25 protein-coding genes are annotated in these 26,420 nt (G+C 69.7%); 15 read left to right on the forward strand and 10 right to left on the reverse strand.

What is annotated here, in order from left to right; all coding sequences use genetic code 11:
- Positions 1-2: 2 nt before the first annotated feature.
- From Talka_RS11135 to Talka_RS11145, 3 genes are read right to left on the reverse strand one after another with little or no spacing between them, the layout of a single operon-like run.
- Positions 3-887 (reverse strand): phosphoribulokinase, encoded by an 885-nt coding sequence (locus tag Talka_RS11135; protein ID WP_143891397.1) that lies wholly within the window; start codon positions 885-887, stop codon positions 3-5.
- Between the two features lie 47 nt (positions 888-934).
- Positions 935-2,017 (reverse strand): class 1 fructose-bisphosphatase, encoded by a 1,083-nt coding sequence (locus tag Talka_RS11140; protein ID WP_143891398.1) that lies wholly within the window; start codon positions 2,015-2,017, stop codon positions 935-937.
- 46 nt (positions 2,018-2,063) lie between these two features.
- On the reverse strand, positions 2,064-2,810 hold the full coding sequence (locus tag Talka_RS11145; protein WP_246100670.1) for an HAD-IA family hydrolase: 747 nt from the start codon (positions 2,808-2,810) through the stop codon (positions 2,064-2,066).
- Positions 2,811-2,895: 85 nt separating this feature from the next.
- Between Talka_RS11145 and Talka_RS11150 the strand changes: the two genes are divergently transcribed.
- On the forward strand, positions 2,896-3,837 hold the full coding sequence (locus Talka_RS11150; protein ID WP_143891399.1) for a LysR family transcriptional regulator: 942 nt from the start codon (positions 2,896-2,898) through the stop codon (positions 3,835-3,837).
- Positions 3,838-3,904: 67 nt separating this feature from the next.
- On the opposite strand, the gene Talka_RS11155 is transcribed toward Talka_RS11150, so the two are convergent.
- Positions 3,905-4,882, reverse strand: a complete 978-nt coding sequence (locus Talka_RS11155) for a MerR family transcriptional regulator (RefSeq protein WP_143891400.1) — start codon at positions 4,880-4,882, stop codon at positions 3,905-3,907.
- A gap of 103 nt (positions 4,883-4,985) precedes the next feature.
- Here Talka_RS11155 and Talka_RS11160 point away from each other — a divergent pair, with 103 nt between their 5' ends.
- From Talka_RS11160 to Talka_RS11210, 11 genes are read left to right on the forward strand one after another with little or no spacing between them, the layout of a single operon-like run.
- Positions 4,986-6,290: an NAD(P)/FAD-dependent oxidoreductase gene (locus Talka_RS11160; protein WP_143891401.1), complete on the forward strand. Its 1,305-nt coding sequence runs from the start codon at positions 4,986-4,988 to the stop codon at positions 6,288-6,290.
- A complete protein-coding gene (locus Talka_RS11165) occupies positions 6,277-7,140 on the forward strand; it encodes a DUF1365 domain-containing protein (protein ID WP_425472684.1) in 864 nt (287 codons plus the stop codon). Before Talka_RS11160 ends, Talka_RS11165 begins: the two co-directional genes overlap by 14 nt.
- The gene (locus Talka_RS11170) at positions 7,137-8,393 is read left to right on the forward strand and encodes an SAM-dependent methyltransferase (protein ID WP_143891403.1); all 1,257 of its coding nucleotides are present in this window, start codon (positions 7,137-7,139) and stop codon (positions 8,391-8,393) included. The genes Talka_RS11165 and Talka_RS11170 overlap by 4 nt, the downstream gene beginning before the upstream one ends.
- Positions 8,362-8,979, forward strand: a complete 618-nt coding sequence (locus Talka_RS11175) for a chalcone isomerase family protein (RefSeq protein ID WP_143891404.1) — start codon at positions 8,362-8,364, stop codon at positions 8,977-8,979. Before Talka_RS11170 ends, Talka_RS11175 begins: the two co-directional genes overlap by 32 nt.
- Positions 8,976-10,292 carry an MFS transporter gene (locus Talka_RS11180; protein ID WP_143891405.1) on the forward strand — a complete coding sequence of 439 codons (1,317 nt, stop codon included), beginning with the start codon at positions 8,976-8,978 and terminating at the stop codon, positions 10,290-10,292. The genes Talka_RS11175 and Talka_RS11180 overlap by 4 nt, the downstream gene beginning before the upstream one ends.
- A complete protein-coding gene (locus Talka_RS11185; RefSeq protein WP_143891406.1) occupies positions 10,289-10,876 on the forward strand; it encodes a DUF3833 domain-containing protein in 588 nt (195 codons plus the stop codon). Before Talka_RS11180 ends, Talka_RS11185 begins: the two co-directional genes overlap by 4 nt.
- Positions 10,873-11,643, forward strand: a complete 771-nt coding sequence (locus Talka_RS11190) for an SDR family NAD(P)-dependent oxidoreductase (RefSeq protein WP_143891407.1) — start codon at positions 10,873-10,875, stop codon at positions 11,641-11,643. The genes Talka_RS11185 and Talka_RS11190 overlap by 4 nt, the downstream gene beginning before the upstream one ends.
- 12 nt (positions 11,644-11,655) lie before the next feature.
- Positions 11,656-12,114 (forward strand): nuclear transport factor 2 family protein, encoded by a 459-nt coding sequence (locus tag Talka_RS11195; RefSeq protein WP_143891408.1) that lies wholly within the window; start codon positions 11,656-11,658, stop codon positions 12,112-12,114.
- A gap of 9 nt (positions 12,115-12,123) precedes the next feature.
- Positions 12,124-13,815 carry a cryptochrome/deoxyribodipyrimidine photo-lyase family protein gene (locus tag Talka_RS11200; protein WP_143891409.1) on the forward strand — a complete coding sequence of 564 codons (1,692 nt, stop codon included), beginning with the start codon at positions 12,124-12,126 and terminating at the stop codon, positions 13,813-13,815.
- Positions 13,816-13,823: 8 nt separating this feature from the next.
- A complete protein-coding gene (locus tag Talka_RS11205) occupies positions 13,824-13,982 on the forward strand; it encodes a DUF2256 domain-containing protein (protein ID WP_143891410.1) in 159 nt (52 codons plus the stop codon).
- Positions 13,979-15,556 (forward strand): cryptochrome/photolyase family protein, encoded by a 1,578-nt coding sequence (locus tag Talka_RS11210; protein ID WP_143891411.1) that lies wholly within the window; start codon positions 13,979-13,981, stop codon positions 15,554-15,556. Before Talka_RS11205 ends, Talka_RS11210 begins: the two co-directional genes overlap by 4 nt.
- On the opposite strand, the gene ylqF is transcribed toward Talka_RS11210, so the two are convergent.
- From ylqF to Talka_RS11230, 4 genes are all read right to left on the reverse strand, one after another.
- Positions 15,553-16,506: a ribosome biogenesis GTPase YlqF gene (gene ylqF, locus Talka_RS11215; RefSeq protein WP_143891412.1), complete on the reverse strand. Its 954-nt coding sequence runs from the start codon at positions 16,504-16,506 to the stop codon at positions 15,553-15,555. The genes Talka_RS11210 and ylqF overlap by 4 nt on opposite strands.
- A 21-nt stretch (positions 16,507-16,527) precedes the next feature.
- Positions 16,528-17,232: an HAD family hydrolase gene (locus Talka_RS11220; protein WP_143891413.1), complete on the reverse strand. Its 705-nt coding sequence runs from the start codon at positions 17,230-17,232 to the stop codon at positions 16,528-16,530.
- Between the two features lie 107 nt (positions 17,233-17,339).
- Complete coding sequence (locus Talka_RS11225) at positions 17,340-17,642, reverse strand: H-NS histone family protein (protein WP_143891414.1); 303 nt, start codon at positions 17,640-17,642, stop codon at positions 17,340-17,342.
- Positions 17,643-17,687: 45 nt separating this feature from the next.
- Positions 17,688-18,677, reverse strand: a complete 990-nt coding sequence (locus Talka_RS11230) for an RluA family pseudouridine synthase (RefSeq protein ID WP_246100671.1) — start codon at positions 18,675-18,677, stop codon at positions 17,688-17,690.
- 620 nt (positions 18,678-19,297) lie between these two features.
- Here Talka_RS11230 and Talka_RS11235 point away from each other — a divergent pair.
- The 3 genes from Talka_RS11235 (at position 19,298) to Talka_RS11245 (ending at position 24,233) form a co-directional block, all read left to right on the forward strand.
- Entirely contained in the window at positions 19,298-22,366 is a 3,069-nt protein-coding gene (locus Talka_RS11235; RefSeq protein ID WP_143891416.1) for a ribonuclease E/G, read from the forward strand.
- Positions 22,367-22,440: 74 nt separating this feature from the next.
- Positions 22,441-22,938, forward strand: a complete 498-nt coding sequence (locus Talka_RS11240; protein ID WP_143891417.1) for a hemerythrin domain-containing protein — start codon at positions 22,441-22,443, stop codon at positions 22,936-22,938.
- 140 nt (positions 22,939-23,078) lie between these two features.
- Positions 23,079-24,233, forward strand: coding sequence for an alpha-hydroxy acid oxidase (locus tag Talka_RS11245; RefSeq protein ID WP_143891418.1), 1,155 nt, complete (start codon positions 23,079-23,081; stop codon positions 24,231-24,233).
- A 175-nt stretch (positions 24,234-24,408) separates the two neighbouring features.
- On the opposite strand, the gene soxB is transcribed toward Talka_RS11245, so the two are convergent.
- Entirely contained in the window at positions 24,409-26,139 is a 1,731-nt protein-coding gene (gene soxB / locus Talka_RS11250; protein WP_143891419.1) for a thiosulfohydrolase SoxB, read from the reverse strand.
- Between the two features lie 147 nt (positions 26,140-26,286).
- On the reverse strand, positions 26,287-26,420 hold a 134-nt coding region (locus Talka_RS11255; RefSeq protein ID WP_185970029.1), incomplete at its 5' end, for a thiosulfate oxidation carrier complex protein SoxZ.

Genomic DNA, 26,420 nt, shown 5'->3' on the forward strand with positions numbered 1-26,420 from the left:
CCTCAGGCCAGGCCCAACGCGCGCTTGCGCCGCTCCATCATGCGCCAGATGAACGGCGTAAAGATCAGTTGCATCGCCAGCTCCATCTTGCCGCCCGGCACGACGATGGTGTTGGCCCGGCTCATCCACGAGCCGTCGATCATCGACAGCAGGTAGGGAAAGTCAATGCCCTTGGGCTTGGCGAAGCGGATCACGCACACGCTCTCGTCGGGGGTGGGGATGTCGCGCGCGATGAACGGGTTGGAAGTATCCACCACCGGCACCCGTTGAAAGTTCACATGCGTCACCGAAAACTGCGGGCAAATGTAGTTCACGTAGTCCGGCATGCGGCGCAGGATGGTGTCCACCACCGCTTCCTGGCTGTAGCGACGCTGCGTCTTGTCGCGGATCAGCTTCTGGATCCACTCCAGGTTGATCGAGGGCGCCACGCCGATCAGCAGGTCCGGGTACTGCGCGACGTTGACCTTGTCGGTGACGACCGCGCCGTGCAGACCCTCGTAAAACAGCATGTCGGTGTCTTCCGGCAGGTCCTCCCACGGCGTGAAGGTGCCCGGCTCCTGCCCATAGGGCGCGGCCTCTTCCTCGCTGTGCAGGTATTTGCGAAAGCGCCCGCGGCCGGTTTCGGCGTAGGTCTTAAAGAGGTTTTCCAGCTCCTCAAAGAGGTTGGCCTCCGGCCCGAAGTGGCTGAAGTGGCGGTTGCCTTTGGCCTCCTCCTCCGCCATGCGCTGGCGCATTTCCTTGCGGTCGTAGCGGTGGAAGCTGTCGCCCTCGATGATGGCGGCCTTGACCCCCTCGCGGCGGAAGATGTTTTGAAAGGTGCGCGTGACAGTGGAAGTGCCCGCACCCGAAGAGCCGGTGATGGCGATAATGGGGTGTTTTTCAGACATGGCAACAGTTCTCCTCGGGGTCGCTTCAAATCTGGTAAGGCGTGGACTCAGTCGCGAAACAGCGAGCGCTCGCCAAACAGCGGGTTGTCGTCTTTGGTCGGCGCCGGCTCGCGGTGGTAGCGCTCGATGCGCTCGACCTCGTTCTTGCTGCCGAACACCAGGCCGATGCGCTGGTGCAGCGAGGTCGGCTGCACGGTCAGGATCGGCTCGCGACCGGTGCTGGCGCGCCCGCCAGCCTGCTCCATGATGAAGCCAACCGGATTGGCTTCATATAGCAAGCGCAGCCGCCCGGGCTTGCTCGGGTCCTTGGTGTCGCGCGGGTAGAGGAAAACGCCGCCGCGCATCAGGATGCGGTGCGCCTCGGCCACCATGCTGGCGATCCAGCGCATGTTGAAGTCCTTGCCGCGCGGGCCGGTCTTGCCGGCCAGGCACTCATCGACGTAGCGCTTGACCGGCGGCTCCCAGAAGCGGCTGTTGGAGGCGTTGATCGCGAACTCCTGCGTGTCCTCGGGCACACGGATGTCCGGGTGCGAGAGGAAGAATTCGCCGAGGTTGGGGTCGAGCGTGAAGCCGTGCACGCCGGTGCCTACCGTCAGCACCAGCATCGTCGAGGGGCCGTAGAGCGCATAGCCGGCGGCCAGCTGCTGGCAGCCCGGCTGCAGGAAGTCCGCCGCCGTCACGTCGCGGCCGCTGTCGATGACGTCTTGCGGCGCGCGCAGGATCGAGAAGATGCTGCCGACCGAGACGTTGACGTCGATGTTGCTGGAACCGTCCAGCGGGTCGAACACCAGCAGATACTTGCCGCGCGGGTAGATGGAGGGGATGTTGTAGGGCTCGTCCATCTCTTCGCTGGCCATGCCGGCCAGGTGGCCGCCCCACTCGTTGGCGCGCACGAACAGCTCGTTGCTGATGACGTCGAGCTTTTTCTGTTCCTCGCCCTGCACGTTGATCGAGCCGGACTGCGCACCCAGCACGCCGCCCAGCGCGCCGAAGGCGACGCTGCGGGCGATGGCCTTGCACGCCAGCGCCACGTCCAGCACCAGGGCGTTGAAATCGCCGCTGGCGCTGGGGAAGCGGCGGCGCTGCTCGATCAGGAACTGCGTCAGCGTGGTGCGTTGGGCCAGAGACATGGTGACGTTCTCCTCGGGATTTCTTCGAATCGTGAAAGGATCAGCATCAAGACGGCTGCGCCCCGCTGGCTTCGGCGTGCCAACGTCGCAAGGTGTCCAGGTCGATGCCGCTGAGGTCATCCAGCACGCGCAGCGCGCCGCTGAAGTCGTGGTGCGCGGTGAACGCGTTGCGCGTGATGACGGTGGCCAGCCCCGCCGCGCGCGCCGCCTGCAGCCCGTTGGCCGAATCTTCCAACGCCAGCGCGCGCGCCGGCGGCAGGTTCAAGCGCGCCAACGTCTGCAGATAGACCTGCGGGTGCGGCTTCTTGCGCGGGGCGGTGGAGGCGTCCTCCACCACCTCAAAGGCCAGCCGCCAGTCCGGTCCCATCGCGCTGCGCAGCAGCGCCGCAATGTTGACCGGCGAGGTGGTGGTGGCGATCGCCAGCCGCAAGCCAGCCTGGCGCGCCTGCTCGATCAGCTCCAGCACGCCGGGGCGCAGCTGCACCGCGCCCTGGCGCACCGCCTCCTCGTAAAACGCGGTCTTGACTTCGTGCAAGCGCTCAATCAGCGCCGCGAGTTCGGTGCCGTCGATGTCTTGCCGGTCGGGATGCACTTCATGCCAATAGTGGCGGATCCGCTCCTTGCCGCCGGAGACCTGCAGCAGCCGGGTGTAGAGCGCTTCATCCCAACGCCAGTCGAGCCCCTCCGCGGCAAAGGCGGCGTTGAAGGCGGCCAGATGCACGCGCTCGGTGTCGGCCAGCGTGCCATCGACGTCGAAGATCAGCGCCTCCAGCATGGTGCGGCTCCCGTCCATACGAGGGCTTCACTATAAGCAGCGGCTTTGATAAGGTAAATTCACGATTTCTTCTATTTAAGTTCATCTATGCCTTAATAAGCCCATGCGCAATGCCACTTTCCGCCAGCTGCGCATCTTCGTCGAAGTGGCGCGGCACCTGAGCTTTTCGCGCGCGGCTGAGGCGCTGCACCTGACCCCACCGGCGGTCACCATGCAGATCAAGGAGCTGGAGGGCCACGTCGGGCTGCCGCTGTTTGAGCGCCAGGGGCGTCGTGTGTCGCTGACCACCGCCGGCGAATACATGCTGGTCTATGCGCGCAAGGTGCTGGCCACGCTGAAGGACGCCGAGGACACCGCAGCGCGCCTCAAGCGCCTGGAGGCTGGGCAGCTCACCATCGGCATGGTCGGCTCGGCGCAATATTTTTTGCCGGCGTTGCTGGCGGCGTTTCAGCAAGAACACCGCGGGGTGGACATCAAGCTGGTCACCGGCAACCGCGAACAGTTGCTGCGCTTGCTGCAAGCCAATGAAGTGGATGCCGCGGTGATGGGCCGCCCACCGTCGGAACTGGCGGTGCGCGCCGAGCCGTTCGCCGCGCACCCGCACGTGTTCGTCGCGCCGCTGGATCATCCGTTGCTGCGCATCGGCCACCCGGCGCCGGAGGCGCTGGCGCCCTACCCGTTCATCGTGCGCGAGCGCGGCTCCGGCACGCGCGCGCTGCTGGAACAGTTTGCGCAGCGCCACGGGCTGGAGCTGCGCATTGCGATGGAGCTGCCGGACAACGAGGCCATCAAGCAGGCCGTGATGGCGGGGCTGGGGCTGGGCTTCGTGTCGCTGCACGCCCTCAAGCTGGAGCTGCAGCATGGCCTGATCGCGCGGCTGGACGTGGAAGGCACGCCGCTGGTGCGCGCCTGGCACGTGGTGCACACGCTGGCCAAGCTGCTGTCGCCCGCGGCCGAGGCATTTCGCTACTTCGTGCTGGAGCAGGGCGAGGCGTTTTTGGCCGAGCGCTACGGGGCGCTGCTGCCGCTGGAGCCCACGGGCTGAGGCCGCCTCACCGCCCAGTCCGTGGTCAGGCCACGCAGCGCTGCTTGCCCCGGTTGCGTATCGGGGACTAGCGCAGGTGGCGGCGTTGGCGCCAGCGGCGCACCTCAGCAGCCACATCGGCTGCCTGCCGCAGCATGACCACCGGCGGCGGCAGCGCGCGCGCATGGCGCGCCGCGCCGGCACCGCCCACCCAGAGCTCCACGCGGGCAGGCAAGCGTTGCCGCAGTTGCGTGACGGGCTCGACCACCTCGCGGCGACGCAGGCGCGCGCTGCAGCTCAGCGCCACTACGTCCACTTGCAGGCGCTGCGCCGCTTCCGCGATGTCGGCCAGCGGCGTGGAAACCCCCAGCGACCAGCGGTCGCAGCCCTCCAGCGCGAAAAAACATTCGGCCATCAGCAAACCGAGCTGGTGCAGCTCCCCAGGCGGGGTGGTCAGCAGCACGCGCGGCGAACCCGAAGCGCCGGCTGCAGCCGCTTCCACTTGCGCGATCGCCTCGCGCAGCACGGTTTGCACCGCCTCGGTGAAACTGTGCTCTTGATACACGCTGAGCTCGCCCTGCGCCCACGCCTGACCGACGGCCACGCATAGCGGCGCCACCAAGGTCTCGATGACGGCGGCCAGCCCCTGTTCGCGCACCGCAGCCCGCAGCGCCGCGCGCAGGCGCGGGGTCTGGTTCTGGCGCAACTGCATCAGCCACGGGGTGAGATCCGCGGGTGCATCGCTCGGCTGGCGGCGCAAGCGGGCCGTGGAGGGCGTGGGGTTCATCCCCTGCTGCGCCCGCGCCTGCAAAGCCGCCAGCGGCAAGCCGACCACCTGGTGAGGCCGATGTCCGGTGTCCAGCAAGCGCCGGATCAGCCGCAGCTGAGCCAGCTGGTGTTCGTCATACAGCCGCTCGCCGCGCGCGTCGCGCGCTGGGCTGGGAAAGCCGTAACGGCGCTCCCACACGCGCAGCGTGTTCTTGCCAATGCCGGTTTCACGTTCGACGTCGGCAATCGTCCAATGAGCCGACCCATGGGACGCCTGGGCGGCGGGGTCTTCCTGCATAAAAAAGGGGGAACCTCAACGATGCAAAAAACGTCCGAGCAGCATACAATGGTTTTGTCTAGGACAAACACGGTGGTTTTTGACATCACCGGCCGGAGCGCGTATGAACTTTGCGGTTGTGGGATCCGGCATCGCAGGCTTGGCTGCCGCTTATCGGCTCAGCTCCTGGGCCCATGTCACGCTGTTGGAAGCCGGTGAGCACTTTGGCGGCCATACGCGCACCATCGATGTGACGCTGCCCGGCCAGGACGGTCAGCTCGTGACGCACGGCGTGGACACCGGCTTTTTGGTGTTCAACCATCGCACCTACCCGGGGCTGACGGCGCTGCTGGAAGAGCTGCGCGTGCCCGCCGCGCCCTCGACCATGTCGTTTTCGGTGCAGCTGCCCGGCCCCGACGGCCAGCCCGCGCTGGAATGGGGTGGCGCCTCGTTGGCCACGGTGTTTGCGCAACGCCGCAACCTCGTGCGACCGCGCTTTTGGGCCATGTTGGCCGATTTGCTGCGCTTCAACCGACTGTGCACCACGCTGGCGCGGCGCGGCGACGATGCGGCCTTGGCCGAGCCTTTAGGGGCTTTTTTGGATCGTCACGGCTTTGGCCGCGCGCTGCGCGATTGGTATCTGCTGCCGATGCTGGGCTGCATTTGGAGCTGCCCGACGGAGCAGATGCTGGCGTTTCCCGTCGGCACGATGATTCGCTTCTGTCACAACCACGGACTGCTGCAGGTTTACGGACGCCCGACATGGTTCACCATCCCCGGCGGAGCTCGGCAGTATGTGCAGCGCATCGTGGCGCGGCTGGCGGATGCGCGGCTGCGCACGCCGGTGCGGCGCATCGAACGCGACCCAGCCGGCGTGACCGTGATCACCGACGCAGGGCGAGCGCGTTTCGACGCGGTGGTGCTGGCCACCCACAGCGATCAGGCGTTGGCGCTGCTGGCGCAGCCCACCGATCAGGAGCGGGCCTTGCTTGGGGCGATCCGCTACCAACGCAACCGGGCGGTGCTGCACACCGACACTTCGGTGATGCCAAAGCGGCGATCGGTGTGGTCGGCCTGGAATTACGAGCGCGCCGCCGACGCCGGCACCGAAGCGGCGCGGGTGTGCCTGCACTACTGGCTCAACGCGCTGCAACCGTTGCCGTTTCGCACGCCGTTGATCGAAACGCTGAACCCCGTCCGTCCGATCGATCCGGCCAGCGTCATCGACGAGGTTGAATTTGAACATCCCGTGTTCGACCATGCCGCGGTGGCGGCCCAGCGCCAAATCGCGGCCTTGCAGGGGCGTCAACGCACCTGGTTCGCGGGGGCGTGGCTGGGATACGGCTTTCACGAGGATGGCCTGCGCGCCGGCGATGCGGCCGCGCAGGCCATCGAAAAGGCATGGAGGGGCTGGCGTGCAGCTGCGTGAGTCTGCGCCGCTCGCGCACGCGCCGACGGCTGCCGTGCCCTGGGGCGACGACCGCATCTGGATTGGCGAGGGCATGGTGCGCCACCACCGGCTGCGCCCGCGCGCGCACGGCTTCGAGCACCGCACGTGGTTCGCGCTGCTGCCGATGCACGCGCTGCCGCAGGCCGCGGCGGCAAGCGGTCTGGCCGTGAACCGCCGCGGCGCGATCGCGTTCTTCGACGCCGACCACGGCGACGGCCGCGGCCCCGCCGCCGGCGGCGCGCTGGCGTGGCTGCGCGCCCTGCTGGCCGCGCACGGGGTGCGCGACGCCGACGGGCCGGTGTGGCTGCACACCTACCTGCGTGTGCTCGGCTACGCGTTCAAGCCGGTCAGCTTCTGGTACTGCCACCGCGCCGACGGCACGCTGCGCGCCATCGTCGCCGAGGTCAACAACACCTTCGGCGAGCGCCACTGCTACGTGCTGGATCGTCCGGCCTGGGGCGCCACGCTGCACGCGCCGAAGGCGTTTCACGTCTCGCCGTTCTGCCGCGTGGAGGGCGGCTACGCCTTCCGCTTCCTGCACGCGCGGGCCGGCGAGCAGCCGCGCACGGTGGTGCGCATCGACTACGCCGACCAGGCCGGCGCACTGCTGCGCACCAGCGTCAGCGGCGCGCTGCGCCCCGCCGAACCTGGCGACTGGCCGCGGCTGCTGTGGCGCCACCGCTGGCACAGCGCGGCGGTGATCGCGCGCATCCACTGGCACGCGCTGCGCCTGTGGCTCAAGGGCGTGCCGGTGCACGCCAAGCCGCCCGCCCCGGCGCTGTGGGTGACCCGCCAGAGCCCGCTCAACCCTACTGGAGCCGTCCGATGAGCCTGCTGTCCGCCCCTCCACTGCCGCCCGGCGGCGATGCCACCGTCTGGCAACTGGCGCTGCGCCAGGCCCCCGCGGCCGGACGCAGCGTGCTGCGGCTGCTGCGCCAGATGCGCCACGGCCAGCTGGAGCTGCGCACGCCGCACGGTCTGACGCTGCGCTTCGGCGCGGCGCACGCCCCGGCCGCGCTGCACGCGCGGCTGGAACTGCACGACTGGCGCGTGGCCGCCGCCGCGCTGCGCCGCGGCGACATCGGCTTTGCCGAGGGCTACCTTGACGGTCTCTGGAGCACGCCGGATCTGGCGGCGCTGCTGCGCGTGATGCTGGCCAACCGGCGCGAGATCGATGCGGCCATCCACGGCCACTGGGCCGGGCGGCTGCTGTACCGGCTGCGCCACCGGCTGCGCCGCAACAGCCGCGCCGGCAGCCGGCGCAACATCCACGCCCACTACGACCTCGGCAACGGCTTCTACCGCCTGTGGCTGGACGACACGATGACCTACTCGTCGGCATGGTTCGGCGGCGACTTTGGCCAGACGCTGGAGCAGGCGCAGCGCGCCAAGATGCGCCGCGCGCTGCGGCAGGCCGGCGTGACCGAAGGGGCGCGGGTGCTGGAGATCGGCTGCGGCTGGGGGGCGCTGGCCGAGATGGCAGCGCGCGAGTTCGGCGCGCGCGTGGTCGGCGTGACGCTGTCCACCGAGCAGCTGGCGCACGGCATGCGGCGGCTGGCGCACGCGGGCCTGAGCGAGCGCGTCGAGCTGCGGCTGCAGGACTACCGCGACATCGCCGACGGGCCGTTCGATGCGATCGTCTCGATCGAGATGATCGAGGCCGTCGGGCAGGCCTACTGGCCGGCCTACTTCGACGCCGTGCGCCGCCTGCTGCGCCCGGGCGGCCGGGCCTGCATCCAGGCCATCGTCATCCGCGACGAGTTGTTCGAGCGCTACCTGCGCGGCACCGATTTCATCCAGCAGTATGTTTTTCCGGGTGGTTGCCTGCTCAGCCGCGGCGAGATCCGCCGCCAGGCGGCGCGCGCGGGCCTGCAGGTGCGCGACGAGCTGGCCTTCGGGGCCGACTACGCCGAGACGCTGCGGCGCTGGCGGCGCGCCTTCCTCGCGCAGCGTGAGGCCGTGCGGGCGCAGGGGTTCGACGAGCGCTTCGTGCGGCTATGGACGTTCTACCTGGCCTACTGCGAGGCCGGCTTCGACGCCGGGGACATCGATGTGGTGCAGGTCACGCTCGAGCGCGCGTGAGCGGCGCGCGCTGCTGCACACCGCGGCGGCGCTGGCGCTGACGGCGGCCACCCCGGCGGTCGTGGCGCGCGTGGTGGCCGGCGAGACGCAGGGCCTCGGCCCGGCGCTGCTGCCCGGGGCGGCGGTGGTAGGGCGCGGCACGCTGCGTTTTCTGGGGTTGGCGGTCTATCACGCCACGCTGTGGGCCGCGCCCGGCTGGCAGCCTGCCCAGCTCGGCCAGACGCCGCTGGTGCTGGAGCTGCACTACTTGCGCTCATTCCGGGGCCGGGACATCGCGCTGCGCTCGCTGGAGGAGATGCGCCGCGCCGGGCCGCTGGAGCCGGCCGAAGAGGCGCGCTGGCTGGCCGCGATGCAGCGGCTGTTCCCGGACGTGGCCGACGGCGACCGCATCGCCGGCTTGTGGGATCCGGCGCACGGGGCGCGCTTCGTGCTCGCGCGGGCGGGAGGTGCGCCGCAGCCGCTGGGCGAGCTGGCAGAGCCGCGCTTTGCCGAGCGCTTCTTCGGCATCTGGCTGGCGCCGACCACGTCGCAGCCGGCGCTGCGCGCGGCGCTGCTCGGACTTTCCGGCCCCACGGCGGCACGATGAACGGCGCGGCCCTGCCCCCCGCCGACGGCCTGCGCTACGGGCTGCTGGGGTTGCCGCTGGCGTTCGCGGCGCTGCCGCTTTACGTGCACGTGCCGCACGTCTATGCCCAGCTCGGGGTGCCGCTGGCGTGGCTGGGCGCTGTGCTGCTGGCCGCCCGCGCGTTCGACGCCGTCACCGACCCGTGGCTTGGACGAGCGTGGGACCGCGCCTTCGCGCGCGGCGGCTCGGCGGCGGTGTTGAGGCGCGTGGCGGGGCTGGCCGCGCTGCTGGCGCTGGCGATGGCGGCGCTGCTGCGCCCGCCGGCGCTGGAGCTGCCCGTGCTGGCGGCCTGGGCGCTCGCGGGGCTGCTGATCACGACGCTGGCCTACAGCGCGCTGGCGATCGTGCATCAGAGCTGGGCCGCGCGGCTGGGCGGCGACACCGCGCGGCAGGCGCGGCTGGCCGGCTGGCGCGAGGGGCTGGCGCTGGCCGGCGTGGTGCTGGCCTCGCTGTTGCCGGGGCTGATCGGCTGGTCCGCGACGCTGGCGCTGCTGGCCGCGCTGCTGGCGCTGGGCACGGCGGCGCTGGCGCGCGCGCCGCGACCTCCAGCCACATCGGTGCCGGAATCGACGACGGCTCCGCAGGCCGGTTGGGACCATCCATGGCGGCAGCCGGCATTTCGGCGCCTGGCGGCGGTGTTCGTCGTCAGCGGCCTGGCCAGCGCCATCCCGGCCACGCTGGCGCTGTTCTTCATCGCCGACCGGCTGCAGGCCACCGCCTGGCAGGGGCCGCTGCTGGCGCTGTATTTCCTCGCCGCGGCGGCGGGGCTGCCGCTGTGGCTGCGGCTGGTGCGCCGCCTCGGCGCCGTGCGCGCCTGGGGGCTCGCGATGCTGCTGGCGGTGGCCAGCTTTGCCTGGACCGCCACGCTCGGCGCCGGCGACGTGGCGGCGTTTGCGGTCATCTGCGCGCTGTCGGGCCTGGCGCTTGGCGCCGACCTGGCGCTGCCGCCGGCGCTGCTGGCCGGCGTCGTGGCCGCCGCCGGCGAGCGTGGCCGCCACGACGGCGCCTACTTCGGCTGGTGGAGCCTGCTGGCCAAGGCCAACCTCGCGCTGGCCGCGGGGCTGGCGCTGCCGCTGCTGCAGCGGCTCGGCTACCAGCCGGGCGGCGCCGACCCCGTCGGCCTGCAGGCGCTCACCCTCGCCTACGCCGTGCTGCCGTGCGCGCTCAAGCTCCTGGCCGCGGCGCTGCTGGCCACGCTGCTGCGCCGCGAGGCGCTTGCGCCCGCCGCCGGCACCGCGGCGGCCACCCCCGCCTGTGGAGTCCATCCGTCATGAACGCCACCCCCACCGCTTGCTCCGATCTCCCCAACCGGCCACACCACGGACGACGCGCCGCCGCGCTGGGCCTGGCGGCCTTTGCGCTGGCGCTGGCCGGCTGCGCCACGCCGACGCCGCAGCAGTACGCCGCCGAGCGCCCCGCGCTGGACCTGAAGACCTACTTCAACGGACGCCTCGTCGCGCACGGCATGTTCCAGGACCGCTTCGGCCACGTGCGGCGGCGCTTCGTCGTCGAGATGACCGCGCAGTGGCAAGGGCGCGACGGCGTGCTGGACGAGCGCTTTACCTACAGCGACGGCGCCACCGAGCGGCGCGTCTGGCGCCTGACCGACCTCGGCGACGGCCGCTACGAGGGCCGCGCCGACGACGTCGTCGGCGCCGCGCAGGGGGTGGCCGCCGGCAACGCGCTGAACTGGCGTTACACGCTGGCCCTGCCGGTGGACGGGCGGGTGTGGGAGGTGCAGTTCGACGACTGGATGTTCCTGATCGACGAGCGCACGATGCTCAACCGCGCCACGATGTCCAAGTGGGGCATCCGGCTCGGCGAGGTGACGCTGTCGTTCACGCGGCTGGATCCATGAGCGCCAACCCTCCGCTGCGCGACTGGCAGGGACAGCGCGTCTGGATCGTCGGCGCCTCCAGCGGCATCGGCCGCGCGGTGGCCGAGGCGCTGCATGCGCGCGGCGCCCGCGTCATCGCCTCCGCCCGGCAGGCCGAGGCGCTGGCGGCCTGGGCCGCCGCCGCGCCGCGGCGGCAGGCGCTGCCGCTGGATGTGACCGACCGCGACGCGGTGGCCGCCGCGGCGGCGCGCCTGTGGGCCGAAGGGCCGGTGGACGTCGTGCTGCACGCCGCGGCGCATTACCAGCCGCTGCGCGCCACGGCGCTGGACCTCGACGAGCTGCTGCGCCACCAGCGCGTCAACGTCGAAGGCGCGCTGCACGTGGTCGGCGCGGCGGTGCCGCGGCTGCTGGCGCAGGGCCACGGACACCTGAGCCTGATCGCCAGCGTGGCCGGCTGGCGCGGCCTGCCGCAGGCGCTGGCCTACGGGCCGACCAAGGCAGCGCTGATCCACCTGGCCGAAATCCTCTACCTCGACCTGCGCCCGCGCGGCCTCGGCGTCAGCGTCGTCAACCCCGGGTTCGTGGCCACGCCGCTGACGGCGCGCAACACCTTTCGCATGCCGGCGCTGCTCACCCCCGAGCAGGCTGCGCAGCGCATGCTGGACGGCTGGGCGCGCGGCGCGTTCGACATCCATTTTCCGAAGCGCTTCACGCTCGCGCTGCGGCTGTTGCGCTGCCTGCCGTACCGGCTTTACTTCCCGCTGGTGCGCCGCGCCACCGGCCTGTGAACCCGCCCCGCTATGACGTCCGAGCCCCGCATCCCGCCCGACCCGACCGCGCGCGCCGCCGCCGTGTTCGAGCGGCTCAGCGCCGACCGCCTCGACGCGCTGGACGCCCTCTACGCGCCGGATGCGCGCTTCAAGGACCCATTCCACGAGGTGCAGGGGCGCGCGGCGATCCGCGCGATCTTCGTGCGCATGTACGCGCAGCTCGATGAGCCGCGCTTCGTGGTGCACGAGCGGCTCGGCGACGCCACGCAGGGCTTCGTCACCTGGACGCTCGTGTTCCGCTGGCGCGGGCAGCGGCAGGAACGGCGCATCCGCGGCGCCACGCACTTGCGCTTCGACGCCGACGGGCGCATCAGCGAACACCGCGACTACTGGGACGCCGCCGAGGAGCTCTACGGCCAGCTGCCGCTGCTGGGCACGCTGATGCGCTGGCTGGCCGCGCGCGTGGCCGGCGGCGCGCACCGGGGGTGAAACACCGGCATGAGCGAGGTGCAGCTGGTCTGGTTCAAGCGCGACCTGCGCGTGCACGACCACGCGGCGCTGGCGGCCGCCGCGGCGCGCGGGCCGGTGCTGGCGCTCTACATCGTCGAGCCCGGGCTGTGGCGCCAGCCCGACGCCGCCGCGCAGCACTGGGGCTTCATCCGCGAAAGCCTGCTGGAGCTGGACGCGGCGCTGGCCGCCACCGGCCAGCCGCACGCCGCGCTGCACGTGGCCGTCGGCGAAGCGGTGGCGGTGCTGGCGGCGCTGCACCGCCGCGCGGGCCTTGCGGCGATCCACGCGCACGAGGAAACCGGCAACGGCTGGACGTTCGCGCGCGACCGCGCCGTGCGGCGCTGGGCGCGCGCACACGGGGTGACGCTGCACGAGGTGCCGGCGTTCGGCGTCGTGCGCGGCCTGCGCGATCGCGACCAGTGGCTGGCCGCGCGCGAGCGGCTGATGCGCGCGCCGCAGGCCCCGTGGCCGCCGCCGCGGCTGACGTTCGCGGCATGGCCGTGGGCGGCGCCGCCCGGCATCGGGCCGCTGGCCTGGTGGCTCGGCGACGACAGCGTGCTGCGCCCCGGCCCGTGGCCTGACGCCGCGGCGCTGGGCCTGGATCCATGGGAGCCGCCGCAGCGCCAGCGCGGCGGGCGCACCCGCGCTGAGGCTGTGCTGCACGGCTTTCTGCAGCGGCGCGCGGCGCGCTACCGCGGCGGCATCTCATCGCCGCTGAGCGCCCCGGGCGCCTGCTCGCGCCTGTCGCCGTATTTGGCCTACGGGGTGCTGAGCCTGCGCGAGGTCGTGCAGGCCACCGAGGCGCGGCTGCAGGCGCTGGCCGACCGCCGCGGCCCCGAGCATGCCGAGGCCCCGCGGCTGCGCGCCGGCCTGCGGGCGTTGGCCAGCCGGCTCTACTGGCACTGCCACTTCATCCAGAAGCTGGAAAGCGAGCCGCAGCTCGAGTGGCGCAACCTGCACCGCGGCTACGATGGCCTGCGCGAAGCCGAGTGGGACGAGGCACGCTTTGCCGCGCTGCGCGAGGGCCGCACCGGCTGGCCGATGGTGGACGCCTGCGTAGCGATGCTGCGCGCCCACGGCTGGCTGAACTTTCGCATGCGCTCGATGCTGATGTCGGTGGCCGCCTACCCGCTGTGGCTGCACTGGCGCGAGGTCGGCCTGTGGCTGCCGCGCCTGTTCCTCGACTACGAACCCGGCATCCACTGGCCGCAGGTGCAGATGCAGTCCGGCACCACCGGCATCAACGCCACGCGCGTTTACAACCCCGTCAAGCAGGCGCTCGACCACGACCCGCACGGCACGTTCGTGCGCACGTGGTGCCCGGCGCTGCAGCGCGTGCCGGATGTCTGGCTGTTTGAGCCGTGGCGCATGCCGGCCGCCGTGCAGCAGGCGTGCGGCGTGCGCGTCGGCGCCGACTGGCCGCAGCCTCCGGTGGAGCTGGAGGCCGCCCTGCGCACCGCCAAGGCGCGCCTGCACGCCTGGCGCCAACGCCCCGAGATGCACGCCGAGGCGCGGATGGTGGCGCAGCGGCACGGCTCGCGCCGCGGCATGCCGGGGGCCTTGGCGCGCGACCCGAACACCGGGCTGGAGCGCTGCACAGCACCGCCCCGCGCCGTGCGCCGGTCGGCCCCGCGCGCGTCGTCGCCGGGCGTGCCCGAACAGCTCGGCTTCGACTGGTGAGCCCCGCCATGCACCGCAAGCCCTTCCTGCCGACCAAGACCTGCCCGGTGTGTGGCCGCCCGTTCGCGTGGCGGCGCAAGTGGGCGCGCGACTGGGAACGCGTCGTCTATTGCTCCGAGCGCTGCCGCCGCCAGCGCTCTGCCGCGCGCAAGGAGTCCGACGCATGAATGGCACCCATCTTGCCGCGCCAACCGCCGGGGCAGCCAGCGTGACCGCGCCGACGCTGCGGCTGATCCTCGGCGACCAGCTCGACCTCGACCATCCGTGGCTGCGCGAGCCGCGCGCCGACGTGCTGTACGTCATGATGGAGGTGCGCAGCGAGACCGACTACGCCCGCCACCACGCGCAGAAGGTGCTGGCGATCTTCGCCGCCATGCGCTCGTTCGCCAACGCGCTGCGCCGGCGCGGCCACCGCGTGCGCTACATCCCGCTGGATCACCCGCACAACCGGCAGGACGTGGTGGCCAACCTGCAGGCGCTGGCGCAGGCGCACGGTGCGCAGGCGGTGGAATACCAGCAGCCCGACGAATGGCGGCTGGATGCCGCGCTGCGCCGTTGGGCGCAGCAGGCACCGCTGCCGGTGCGGGCGGTGGAGACGCGGCACTTCCTGCTGCCGCGCGACGGCGTGACGCGTCGGCTCGGCGCGCGCCGGCGCTGGGTCATGGAGCACCTCTACCGCGCGCTGCGCCGCGAACACGGCGTGCTGATGAACGGCGAGCAGCCCGCCGGCGGACGCTGGAACTTCGACGCCGACAACCGCCAGCCCTGGCGCGGCCAGCCGCCCGAGCCGCCCGATCCCCGCCCGCGGCACGACGTGCGCGCGCTGTGGGCGATGGTGCGGCAGGCCGGGGTGGCCACGGTTGGCGAGCCCGCCGCCGCGGCGCTGCCGTGGCCGCTGACGCGCGCCGAGGCGCTCGCGCAGCTGGACGCCTTTGTCGAACAGGCGCTGCCGCACTTCGGCCCCTACCAGGACGCGCTGGCCGAGGGGCGCCCGCGCTTGTTTCACTCGCAGCTGTCGTTCGCGCTCAACGTCAAGCTGCTGCACCCGCTGGAGGTGATCTGCCGCGCCGAGGACGCCTGGCGCGCCGGCTGCGCCCCGCTGGCCAGCGTCGAAGGCTTCATCCGCCAGATCCTCGGCTGGCGCGAATACGTGCGCGGCATCTACTGGGCGCACATGCCGGGCTACACCGAACGCAACGCGCTGGCCCACACCCGGCCGCTGCCGCGCTGGTACTGGGACGGCGACACCGATCTGGCCTGCCTGCGCGCCGCCATCGGCCAGACGCTGCGCGACGCCTACGCCCACCACATCCAGCGCCTGATGGTCACCGGCAACTTCGCGCTGATCGCCGGCTGCGACCCGGCCGAGGTGCACCGCTGGTATTTGGGGGTTTACATCGACGCCTTCGAGTGGGTGGAGGCGCCCAACACGCTGGGCATGAGCCAGTGGGCCGACGGCGGCCTGATGGCCACCAAGCCCTACGCCGCCAGCGCCGCCTACCTGCAGCGCATGGGCGACCACTGCCGCGGCTGCCGCTACGACCCCCGGCGCCGCACCGGGGCCGATGCCTGCCCGTTCAACGCGCTCTACTGGGACTTCATCGCCCGGCACGAAGCGCGCTTCGCCACCCACCCGCGCATGGCGATGATGGTGCGCCAGTGGCGCAAGCTGCCCGACGACGAGCGGCGCGCGGTGCGCCAAACGGCGCAAGCTGCGCTCCAGCTCCTCGAGCTGGATTAAGCAACGTCAGAGCGAGGCTCCAACGCCGACCGGGCGGCTCGGCGGCGCGCGCGTTGCGCTTGGCGCTCGGCCTGCGCTTGACGCGCTTGCGCCATCCATGCCTCAAACGCCTCGGGCGTCTCCAACGTCAAGCGCCCCAGCGCGCCCGCGCGAAAATCCGCCAGCACCACCTCGGCGGCTTTGTGACCATCCACCACGCCGCCGGGTCGCAGCGCGCCGCGACGTCGCCCAATCGCCTCCAGCAAGGCGCGAGCTGGCCACTCACGCACCTGCAGCTCGCTCACCCAGGCCCGGTAACGTTGTTGCAGGCGTTCGGGATGGGTTTGTTGCATCCACGCCAGCAGCGCCAGCGCCACCTCCTCCTCATCCCAGGCGTTACGCCCGACGGCGCCGCTGGCGGCCAGCCGCCAGCCGCTTTCTGGCGACAGGATTTTGGGCCAGAGCAAGCCTGGGGTGTCGAACAGATACACGTCATCGGCCAGGGCCACTCGTTGCTCGTGGCGCGTCACCCCAGGCTCGTCCGCAGCCTTGGCCACCTTGCGTCCGATCAGCGTATTGAGCAGCGTCGATTTGCCCACATTGGGAATGCCGGCGATCAGCACCCGCAGCGGCTTGGCCATGCCGCGGCGATGCGGCGCCAAGGAGCGGCACGCTCGCACCAGCAGCTGCGCTGGCCCGGGCGTGTGGGCATGCAGCGCCAGCGCGCCAGTGCCATCTTGCGCCCGGTAGCGCGCCAGCCAGCGCGCGGTCAGCTCTGGCTCGGCCAAATCTTCTTTGTTGAGCACCTTTAGCACCGGCTTGCCCGCCGTCAGCTCCGCCAGCAACGGGTTGGCGCTGGAGCCGGGCAAGCGTGCGTCGAGCAGCTCGATGACCACATCGATGGTTTGGAGCCGCTCGCGCAGCGCCCGGCGCGTGGCGTGCATGTGGCCAGGGAACCATTGAATATCCATCCGTCGTAAGCGCGCATGGGTTCACGCGTGCGACTGCAGCCAAGCGTGCAGCTCCGCTACGGAGTGCACCAGGGCCAGTGGCGCATGCGCCAGCAACTCATCATGCCCGTGGGCGCCGTAGCCGACCGCCAGCGCAGCGCAGCCGGCGTTGCGCGCCAGCTGGAGATCGTGCGAGGTGTCGCCAATCATCAGCGTGCGCTCGGGCGGCACCTCAAGCTCCTTCATCAGCTCCAGCAGCATCTGCGGATGGGGCTTGCTGGCCGTTTCCTCCGCCGTGCGAGTGGCGTCAAACACGCCATGCAACGCCACGCTGCGCAACGCAGCGTCCAGCCCACGACGGCTTTTGCCAGTGGCCACCGCCAGCCGATGCCCGCGTGCCCGCAAATCATGCAACATCGGCAACACCCCGTCAAACAGCGTCACCTCGTGCTGGCGGGCAAACCAGTGGTATTGATACCGCTGCACCAGTTGCGCGTGCCGATGCGCCGGCACATCCGGCGCCGCCTGCACCAAAGCCTGCTCCAACCCCAGACCGATCACCCAGGCTGCCCGTTCACGCGACGGCACTTGTCCGCCCACATCCTGCACAGCCGCTTGGATGCACTGCACAATCAACGCGGTGGAATCAAACAGCGTGCCGTCCCAATCAAAGACGATCAAATCAAAACGGCTCCCCAGTCTGTTGGACGCTTGCGGCCACGACGCCTCGCCTTGGTCAGCCGACATCCCTTGCTCCGCAGCTCGAAATGGAAAAGGCGCCCACAAGGCGCCTGCGTTGGTTTTAAGTTGCTTTTGGCTTGCGACCACGGCTCAGCAGCCGCATCGCATCGACATCACGACGCGATGCGATATTGCTCGATGTCGCCACCTGCGGCCAGAATGCGGCGCACCCATTCAGGCTTGCGCCCAGGGCCGCCCGACCAAAGCTCGCCGTTGGGGCCGCGATATTTTGGCGGCGCCTTGGCGCGGCTGGCGCGCTTGCGCCCAGAGCCCGACAAATCTTCGGGCGTGATGCCATATTCGGCCATCTTGGCGCGAATCTCGGCAATGATGCCGGCGCGCTCTTGCTGACGAACTTGCTCGGCTTGGCGCAGCAGAGCCTCAGCTTGCGCTTTCAGTTCGGCGTAGGTCGGCATTGGGACGTTCCTGATCAAGTTAACAAAACAGCCGTGCGCAGTATTTTAATCCAAAAAACGGGCTACGTCACCCCATTGCTGCAATTCAGCTGGCAATGGCGCTTGCAGCGTCAGGCGACGCGCATCGACAGGGTGTTGCAGCGCAAGCCTCCAAGCGTGCAAAAACATGCGCGACAGCCCGCAGCGCGCCAATGCGCGGTTCCAGGCGAAATCACCATACTTGTCGTCGCCGGCAATCGGATGCCCCGCATGCGCCAAGTGCACGCGGATCTGATGGGTGCGCCCGGTTTTGATCGTCACCGCCAGCAGCGTGGACCCCAAAGCCGCCGCCTCCCCACACGAGCCGGGCGGCTGCACCGACCCCAGCGGCCGCACCAAGGAGATCGCCGACAGCCCTTGCGGATCGTCCGCCGCCACCACGCGCACGCGCCGCTCGCCATCGGGCCGCAAGTAGCGTTGCAACGGCGCATCGATCAAGCGGCGCGACGCCGGCCACGCGCCCTGCACCAAGGCCAGGTAAGTCTTGCCGATGCGCCGTTGCCGAAATTGCTCTTGCAGCGCCCGCAGCGCGCTGCGTTTTTTGGCCACCAGCAACACGCCGCTGGTCTCGCGATCGAGGCGGTGCACCAGCTCCAGCATCGGCAAATCGGGACGCGCTTGCCGCAATTGCTCGATGACGCCATAAGCCACGCCGCTGCCGCCGTGCACCGCCACGCCCGCAGGTTTGTTGAGCGCCAGCAACCATTCGTCTTCGTGCAGCACCTCAAATTCGCGCGCCGGCACGTGCACGGCCCCGGGCGCTTGCTCGGTCTCAGGAAGGCGCAGCGGAGGCACCCGAATACGGTCGCCCTCATGCAGCCGGGCGTCGGCGCGCGCGCGCGCCTGATTGAGGCGCACCTCGCCGCTGCGGATAACGCGGTAAATCAGCGACTTGGGCGCGCCCTTGAGCCTGCGCAGCAGGTAGTTGTCGAGCCGCTGACCGGCGCAGTCCGCTTCCACCGTCCAATAGCGAACCGAAGGGGCAGGCTGATTCATGCCACACGTCCAGGAACAAACGCCAAGCATCGCCGAAGCGCAACGCTCAGCAGCGCGCCTGTTTATAATCCAAGTGAGGCAGGGTTGAGGGGTCTCCCGATTGCGACTTGGTCGCCAGCGTTTTGACGCGCTTAACGAGTTAGTTTACGCCGCGCAAACCCCTCAGCCCGGCCGAGTTGGCCGCCAGTCTGCACGTGCGCGATGGCCTGCGCAAGGATCGTGAGCCTTACCCTTCAAACGACGCCGATCGCCGCGCACCCGCCCACAGCGGACGAACTGCCGCTTATCGCAGCGAACTTCAGATGGATTTTGAACATGCAGCCTGCCCACCGAGCCTTGGCGGCTGCATGAGGATGCCCAGTGACCATCGCGACGTGCCTGCCGTGAAGCTGTTACCCGGCCCGTCCTTCTTGCTCACCGTGCTCCCAGCGCCGTCCCCGCAGGGCACTGGCAGCGCCGGTCGCGCTGCCTCGCAAGGCTGCGCCTGACGGATCTTGCCAGCGCGCGGCCCGCGGCGCCGTTCATCATTCTTGTTCGCTCGATCGGCTTGCAGCTTGGCGGCCTTGGGCGCCCCCTGGAAGGGCGCGTTGTGGTGATCGAGACCGGATGGAACAAGACCCATGAAACGGATGCTGATCAACGCCACCCAGGCCGAAGAGCGCCGGCTGGCGATCGTCGATGGACAAAAACTGCTGGACTACGAAGTCGAAATCGAAGGACGCGAGCAACGCAAAGGCAACATTTACAAAGCCGTGGTGACGCGCGTGGAGCCGTCGCTGGAAGCCTGTTTTGTCGATTACGGCGAAGATCGCCACGGTTTCCTGCCCTTCAAAGAAATCTCCAAACAATATTTTCAGGGCAACGTGCCGCCGTCGCAGGCGCGCATCCAGGACGTCATCAAGGAAGGCCAGGAACTGCTGGTGCAGGTGGAAAAAGAAGAGCGCGGCAACAAAGGCGCAGCGCTGACCACCTTCATCAGCCTGGCCGGGCGTTACGTGGTGCTGATGCCCAACAATCCGCGCGGCGGCGGCGTCAGCCGGCGCATTGAAGGCGAAGATCGCGCCGAGTTGAAAGCCATTTTGGATAAGCTCGAGTATCCGAGCGGCATGTCCATCATCGCGCGCACCGCCGGCATCGGGCGGGAAGCCGCTGAGCTGCAATGGGACCTCAACTACCTGCTTAAGCTGTGGAACGCCATTGAAAGCGCCGCCAAGGCGCTGTCCAAGCCCGAGCTGATCTATCAGGAATCGACGCTGGTCATCCGCGCCATTCGCGACTATTTCAACAGCGACATCGGCGAAATCCTCATCGACACCGACGACATCTACGAGCAGGCGCGCGGCTTCATGTCGCACGTCATGCCCGAGTATGTCAACCGCGTCAAGCGCTACCGCGATCACGCGCCGCTGTTTTCCCGTTTTCAAATCGAGCACCAGATCGAGACCGCCTACAGCCGTGTGGTGACGCTGCCATCGGGCGGGGCGATCGTGATCGACCAAACCGAAGCGCTGGTGGCGATTGATGTCAACTCCGCGCGCGCCATCAAGGGCGGCGACATCGAGGAGACCGCGCTGCGCACCAATCTGGAGGCCGCCGACGAGGTGGCGCGCCAAGCGCGGCTGCGCGACCTCGGCGGGCTGATCGTGATCGACTTCATCGACATGGAGGACAGCAAGAACCGCCGCGAGGTCGAAAACCGCCTGCGCGAGGCGCTCAAGCAGGACCGCGCGCGCGTGCAGTTCGCGCCGATCAGCAAGTTCGGCCTGCTGGAGATGAGCCGCCAACGCCTGCGCCCGACGCTGTCGGAGGGCGCCTCCATCCCCTGCCCGCGCTGCGGCGGCTCGGGCCACATCCGCGACACCGAATCGTCGGCGCTGCAGATCCTGCGCGTGATCCAGGAAGAGTCGCTCAAGGACAACACCGCCGCCGTGCTGGTGCAGGTGCCGGTCGATGTGGCCAGCTTCCTGCTCAACGAAAAGCGCGTCGAAATCACCAAGATCGAGCTCAAGCAGCGCATCAGCGTGCTGCTGGTGCCGAACAAGTCGCTGGAGACGCCGAACTACAAGCTCGAGCGGCTGAAGCACGACGACCCGCGCCTGGACAACCTGGACGCCAGCTACAAGCTGGCCGACATCGTCGAGGACGTGGCGCTGGTGACGCGGCGCAGCCAGGAGCGCACCAACCGGCAGGAGCCAATCATCAAGGGCGTGCTGCCGGACACCCCAGCGCCGGTCAGCCAACGCGCCGCCGAACCCGTGGCGCTGCCCGAGCGCGGCGCGACTGCCCCCTCTCACGCGACCCCGGTTGCGCCCTCACCTGCCCCTGCTGCCGCCGCGGCCGCCACGCCGCCCGCCGCGGCCGAGCGTGCCGAAAAGGGCTTTTTCGCTTGGCTGCGGCGTCTGTTCGGCTGGCAAGCGGTCAACCCGGCGGGCCAAGACGCAGGAGCAGCGACCCCAGCCTCACCGACGGCGCCGACCCCCTCGGTTGGGGCCAAGCCAGCCCCAAGCTCGGCTGCGCCGCGCCATGCTCGTCCTCCGCGCTCACCGCGACCGCCGCGCCCCGAACCCGCGGCGGCGCGGGCCGAGCGAGCTGGGCGCGACGCGCCGCCGGCGCCCGCCGCGCGCGAGGAGCGCGCCTCGCGCCCGATCCGCGCGACCCCAACCACGGCGTCGGAGAGCGCCAACGCAACGACGGCGGACGCAGCAGCCGCTGCGGCGCGCGAGCGGCCCGAACGGCGGCGAGCACGCCCGCAGCCCGAACACGACGCAGCGCCGCCTGGCAGCGAATCAGCCCGCGCCGGGGCGCCATCCACGGCTTCCACCCTCGGCGTGCCGAACGAGACCGCCGTCTCAACCACCGATCCCATCGCTGCGCCCCCCGATAGCGCGGAAAGCGCTCGCCCGCGCAGCGACCGGCGTCGGCGTCGTCGCGGGCGCACAGCAGCCCCGGGCGCCGAGGCGGCGCAGCCTGCCTCGGCCAGCGGCAGCGCAGAGACCCTTATAGCGAACGCTGAGGCCAGCGCGCAGCTCCAGCCGCAGCCCGGCAACACGTTCGCCGAGCCGGCGACGGCGTCGCCGTCCCCTTCAGCCAGCCCCGCCGTCGAACGCGAGCGACGTCCGCGCGAACGTTACGGACGCGAACGCAACCGTGAACGCCAGGCTGCGGATAGCGTCGCCGCGGACTCGCAGCAGCCTGCCGCAAGCCCGGAGGCGGTCGGCGCCGCGGCGGCGGAAGCCTCGGCCCATCCTCGTCGCTCGTATTTTGAGCGACCGGTCGAGCATGCGGACGCTGCGGCAGAGCCGGCAGCGTCCCAGCCTGAGGCGAACGCTGCGGTGCAACCCGTGCAAGAGAGCGTCGAAGCCCAAGGGACGGCTCAAGCCCCGGCGAGCGTGCAGGCCGAAGCCGCCGCTGTGGCGGCCTCACCCGCGCCGGTAGAGGCAACCGCCTCAACAGGCTATGTGCTACCGGTGGAGTCGCTGAGGCGCATGGCCCAAGCGGCGGGTCTGGAGTGGATCCAATCCGACCCTGAGCGTGTCGCGGCGGCTCAGGCCGCCATCGCCGCCGAGCTGCCGCCAGCGCCCGCGCCGCGCCCGCGCCCCATCCCGGTGCAAGTGGATGACGGCCCGCTGGTGCTGGTGGAGACCAAGCGCGACCTGCGCGCGATGCGCTTTCCGTTTGACGCCGTCTGACGTAGCGCGGGACGGACGGGGCTTGACGCAGGTCAAGCCCTGTCGCCCGCCATCCGCCTACGCTAGCCGCCGCCATGGCCGAGATCGAAACCCATCCTGAGGTGCCGCCCCTTGCCTGGAGCGCCGAATTGGCCACCGGCGATGCGTGCATGGACGAAACCCATCAAGAGTTCGTCACGCAGCTGGCGGCCCTGCGCGCGCTGCCGCCCCAGGCTCAGCTGGAGCCTTATCGCGCGCTGATCGCGCACACCGAGGCGCACTTCGCGCGCGAGGAACGCTGGATGGTGGCAGTCGGCTTCGCACCGGACAACTGCCACGCGCGCCACCACCGCGAGATCCTCGACATGATGCGCGCGGTGGAGCGCCACTACCTCGACGGCGACACCGACATCATCGCTCGCATGGCGGCGGCCCTGGCGGAGTGGTTCCCGACGCACGCGCAGACGATGGACGCCGGGCTGGCGCAGCACATGCGCACGGTCGGCTTCGATTCGCGCACTGAACGGCTGGCGGACCCTAGCCGGGTGCGCCCAGCGACGATGACCGGCTGCGGCAGCGTGCACTGCCGCTAGCGACCCGCCATCCTGGCCTTTCCACGCCCCCACGGGTTGGGCCAAGTTTCAAAGAACCGCGGTGGATTTTCACGCCGCCCTGGTTCCTGGCGGCGCTACGATGACCCTTTCCACGACGTCTCCAGGAGGAATCCGCCGCGATGACCGTCATCACCTGCATCGAAGACCTGCGCCGCCTGGCGCAGCGGCGCGTGCCGCGCATGTTCTACGACTACGCCGACAGCGGCGCGTGGACCGAGAGCACCTACCGCGCCAACCAGGACGACTTCCAGCCGATCCGGCTGCGCCAGCGCGTGGCCGTGCCGATGGAGCCGCGCAGCACGCGCACGACGATGGTCGGCCAGCCGGTGGCGATGCCGGTGGCGCTGGCGCCCACCGGCCTAACCGGCATGCAGCACGCCGACGGCGAAATTTTGGCGGCCCGCGCCGCGCAGCGTTTCGGCGTGCCGTTCGTGCTGTCCACCATGAGCATTTGCTCGATCGAGGACGTGGCCGAGCACGCCGGGCCGGGCTTCTGGTTCCAGCTCTACGTGATGCGCGACCGCGACTTCGTCGGCCGCCTGATCGACCGCGCCAAGGCCGCCGGCTGCGGCGCGCTGGTGCTGACGCTGGACCTGCAGATCCTCGGCCAGCGGCACAAGGATCTGAAGAACGGCCTGTCGGCGCCGCCGAAGCCGACCCTGGCCAATCTGCTCAACCTGGCCACCAAGCCGCGCTGGTGCTGGGGCATGCTGCGCACGCCGCGCCGTCAGTTCGGCAACATCGTCGGCCACGTCAAAGGGGTGGACGACATGAGCAGCCTGTCGGCGTGGACGCAGCAGCAGTTCGACCCGACGCTGAACTGGCGCGACGTCGAGTGGATCAAGAACCGCTGGGGCGGCAAGCTGATCCTCAAAGGGATCATGGACCCCGAGGACGCGCGCCTGGCGGTGGAAAGCGGCGCCGACGCGCTGGTCGTCAGCAACCACGGCGGGCGCCAGCTCGACGGCGCTGAATCGACCATCCGCGCGCTGCCGCGCATCGTCGAGGCGGTGGGCGACCGCATCGAGGTGCACATGGACAGCGGCATCCGCAGCGGGCAGGACGTGCTCAAAGCCCGGGCGCTGGGCGCGCGGGGCACCTACATCGGTCGCGCCTTCCTGTGGGGCCTGGGCGCCATGGGCGAGGCCGGCGTGACCAAGGCGCTGGAGATCATCCACAAGGAGCTGGAGCTCACGATGGCCTTCACCGGCCACACCGACATCGAAACGGTGGACCGCTCGATCCTGATCCCGGGCACCTTCCCGACCGCGTGAGCGAACCCCGCGGCGGCCACAGCCTCAGCGCCATACCCAACAGCGACGAGCGACCCCAAGGGGGCGCTCGCTTTGGGTTCGTTGCGTCTCGATCACACGCCGCCTGCACGGCAGGAGCGACGGCGGCTGCGCACCGACAACCAGAGCGCAGCCCCGCGCCGAGGGCACCCGGCGGTCACAGCGCCACGCCGGGGTTTTTCTCCATGCCGATCAGCTTGGGCTGGTTGAGCTTGAGCTTGCCGATCACCTTCTTGTCGCGCAGGTATTTGCTGACCACATCCCAAATGGGCTCGGCGGTGCCTTGCACGCCTTCTTGCACCGACGCCCATCCAGCCACTTTGTATTTCTTGTCGGCCTCCATGGGCTTGCCGCGGATCATCAGGTTCTGGATGCGCTGGCCCATCGGCGCAGCGGGGTCAATCGTGTATTCGATGCCGCCGACGCGCACCATGTCGCCCCCTTGCTGGTAATACGGGTCGGGGTTGAAAAGGTTGTCGGCCACGTCCTCCATGATCTCTTTGATCTGAGCGCCGGTGAACTCATTGAGTGTGGTCGTCGGATAGGTGATGGCCATCTGATCCATCATGCGCTCGTAGGTGATGACGTCGCCCGGCAGCAGGCTGGTGCCCCAGCGCACGCCCGGCGAGAACGCGGCCTCCGCGCCCTTGACCTCCATCAACGCCTCGCAGATGAGCTGATCCCAGGTGCCGTTGAAATTGCCGCGCCGATACAGCAAGCCTTCGGTAACCGCCAGCTTTTCTTCCAGCTTGTCTTTGTAAGGCGCGCGCACCTTGTCAATGTAGGCTTGCATTTCCTTGTCGGCGGGCAGCAGGTTGGCAAACACCGGCAGCAACCGATATTGATAGCCCTGCACTTTGCCGCCGCGCACGTCAAAGTCCAACACCGCCAGGAACTTGCCGTTCGAGCCTGCGTTGGTGACCAGCGTCTGCCCGCCCGCATTTTTCACGATCACCGGCGCCGGCATGCCGTCATGCGTGTGGCCGCCCAGGATCGCGTCAACGCCGCGCACGCGCGAGGCCATCTTGATGTCCACGTCCATGCCGTTGTGCGACAGCACGACGACCACCTGGGCGCCTTTGGCCCGCACCTCATCGACCATCTTCTGCAAATGGTCGTCGCGGATGCCAAACGTCCAATCCGGCACCATGTAGCGCGGGTTGGCAATCGGGGTGTAGGGAAACGCCTGGCCGATCACCGCCACCGGAATGCCGTTTTGCTCCTTGATGACATACGGCTCAAACACCAGTTCTTCGAAATCGGCCGTCTTGACGTTGTGCGCGACGAAATCGATGTGGCCTTTGAAATCCTTTTCGACTACTTCCTTGACGCGCTTGGCGCCAAACGTAAATTCCCAATGCGGCGTCATGATGTTGACGCCCAGCAGCTTGCAGGCATCGACCATGTCTTGCGCGTTGGTCCACAGCGAGGTGGCCGAGCCTTGCCAGGTGTCGCCGCCGTCGCACAACAGCGCGTGCGGGCGGTCGGCCTTGAGCATTTTGACCAGCGTGCGCAAATGGGCAAAGCCGCCCACCTTGCCGTAGGTCTTGGCCGCGCGCTCAAAATTCAAGTAGGTAAAGGCATGCGCCGCCGCCGTGCCCGGCTTGATGTTGAAATATTTCAGCAAGTGCTCGCCGACGATGTGCGGGGCACGGCCAAACGCTTCGCCTACGCCAATGTTGACGCTGGGTTCGCGGAAATAAATCGGCATCAACTGAGCGTGGCAGTCCGTGAAGTGCAGAAAGCTCACGTTGCCGTATTTGGGCACGTGGTAGAGGCGCTCGCCGGCGCCAGGCTTGGCCGCCAGCGCGTCTTCGGATGCGATGGCCATACCGGAAGCGCTGGCCACCGCCAGAACTTGCAGGAACTCACGACGGCTAAAACTCATGGATACGGACTCCTGGGTTGGGAAAAGGGAGGCACGAAAAAAGAAAGAGCCAGCGCGCCACCGGCATGGCGCTGACTGGCCCTTGGCCAGCCGCCGCGCCACGGCGGGCGCGGCGGGGCGGCGTGGCGTGCCGCGGTCACCGCGCCTTTAGGCGATGGTGGCCTCGTCGGTGCGGGACTCGCCCTTGTTGTCGGTCCACTTGACCACCACCTTGTCGCCCTTGTTGGCGCCCTTGAACTTAAAGCTCAAAAACGGGTTCTGCGACACCGCCCCGCTCCAGG

The sequence above is a fragment of the Tepidimonas alkaliphilus genome (assembly GCF_007556595.1).
Taxonomy (GTDB): Bacteria; Pseudomonadota; Gammaproteobacteria; order Burkholderiales; family Burkholderiaceae_C; genus Tepidimonas; species Tepidimonas alkaliphila.

What these genes read in the sequence shown, in the direction of transcription:
- Talka_RS11135 (WP_143891397.1), bottom strand. Translation starts at nt 887, where the DNA reads ATGTCTGAAAAACACCCCATTATCGCCATCACCGGCTCTTCGGGTGCG.
- Talka_RS11140 (WP_143891398.1), bottom strand. Translation starts at nt 2,017, where the DNA reads ATGTCTCTGGCCCAACGCACCACGCTGACGCAGTTCCTGATCGAGCAG.
- Talka_RS11145 (WP_246100670.1), bottom strand. Translation starts at nt 2,810, where the DNA reads ATGGACGGGAGCCGCACCATGCTGGAGGCGCTGATCTTCGACGTCGAT.
- Talka_RS11150 (WP_143891399.1), top strand. Translation starts at nt 2,896, where the DNA reads ATGCGCAATGCCACTTTCCGCCAGCTGCGCATCTTCGTCGAAGTGGCG.
- Talka_RS11155 (WP_143891400.1), bottom strand. Translation starts at nt 4,882, where the DNA reads ATGCAGGAAGACCCCGCCGCCCAGGCGTCCCATGGGTCGGCTCATTGG.
- Talka_RS11160 (WP_143891401.1), top strand. Translation starts at nt 4,986, where the DNA reads ATGAACTTTGCGGTTGTGGGATCCGGCATCGCAGGCTTGGCTGCCGCT.
- Talka_RS11170 (WP_143891403.1), top strand. Translation starts at nt 7,137, where the DNA reads ATGAGCCTGCTGTCCGCCCCTCCACTGCCGCCCGGCGGCGATGCCACC.
- Talka_RS11175 (WP_143891404.1), top strand. Translation starts at nt 8,362, where the DNA reads ATGTGGTGCAGGTCACGCTCGAGCGCGCGTGAGCGGCGCGCGCTGCTG.
- Talka_RS11180 (WP_143891405.1), top strand. Translation starts at nt 8,976, where the DNA reads ATGAACGGCGCGGCCCTGCCCCCCGCCGACGGCCTGCGCTACGGGCTG.
- Talka_RS11185 (WP_143891406.1), top strand. Translation starts at nt 10,289, where the DNA reads ATGAACGCCACCCCCACCGCTTGCTCCGATCTCCCCAACCGGCCACAC.
- Talka_RS11190 (WP_143891407.1), top strand. Translation starts at nt 10,873, where the DNA reads ATGAGCGCCAACCCTCCGCTGCGCGACTGGCAGGGACAGCGCGTCTGG.
- Talka_RS11195 (WP_143891408.1), top strand. Translation starts at nt 11,656, where the DNA reads ATGACGTCCGAGCCCCGCATCCCGCCCGACCCGACCGCGCGCGCCGCC.
- Talka_RS11200 (WP_143891409.1), top strand. Translation starts at nt 12,124, where the DNA reads ATGAGCGAGGTGCAGCTGGTCTGGTTCAAGCGCGACCTGCGCGTGCAC.
- Talka_RS11205 (WP_143891410.1), top strand. Translation starts at nt 13,824, where the DNA reads ATGCACCGCAAGCCCTTCCTGCCGACCAAGACCTGCCCGGTGTGTGGC.
- Talka_RS11210 (WP_143891411.1), top strand. Translation starts at nt 13,979, where the DNA reads ATGAATGGCACCCATCTTGCCGCGCCAACCGCCGGGGCAGCCAGCGTG.
- ylqF (WP_143891412.1), bottom strand. Translation starts at nt 16,506, where the DNA reads ATGGATATTCAATGGTTCCCTGGCCACATGCACGCCACGCGCCGGGCG.
- Talka_RS11220 (WP_143891413.1), bottom strand. Translation starts at nt 17,232, where the DNA reads ATGTCGGCTGACCAAGGCGAGGCGTCGTGGCCGCAAGCGTCCAACAGA.
- Talka_RS11225 (WP_143891414.1), bottom strand. Translation starts at nt 17,642, where the DNA reads ATGCCGACCTACGCCGAACTGAAAGCGCAAGCTGAGGCTCTGCTGCGC.
- Talka_RS11230 (WP_246100671.1), bottom strand. Translation starts at nt 18,677, where the DNA reads ATGAATCAGCCTGCCCCTTCGGTTCGCTATTGGACGGTGGAAGCGGAC.
- Talka_RS11235 (WP_143891416.1), top strand. Translation starts at nt 19,298, where the DNA reads ATGAAACGGATGCTGATCAACGCCACCCAGGCCGAAGAGCGCCGGCTG.
- Talka_RS11240 (WP_143891417.1), top strand. Translation starts at nt 22,441, where the DNA reads ATGGCCGAGATCGAAACCCATCCTGAGGTGCCGCCCCTTGCCTGGAGC.
- Talka_RS11245 (WP_143891418.1), top strand. Translation starts at nt 23,079, where the DNA reads ATGACCGTCATCACCTGCATCGAAGACCTGCGCCGCCTGGCGCAGCGG.
- soxB (WP_143891419.1), bottom strand. Translation starts at nt 26,139, where the DNA reads ATGAGTTTTAGCCGTCGTGAGTTCCTGCAAGTTCTGGCGGTGGCCAGC.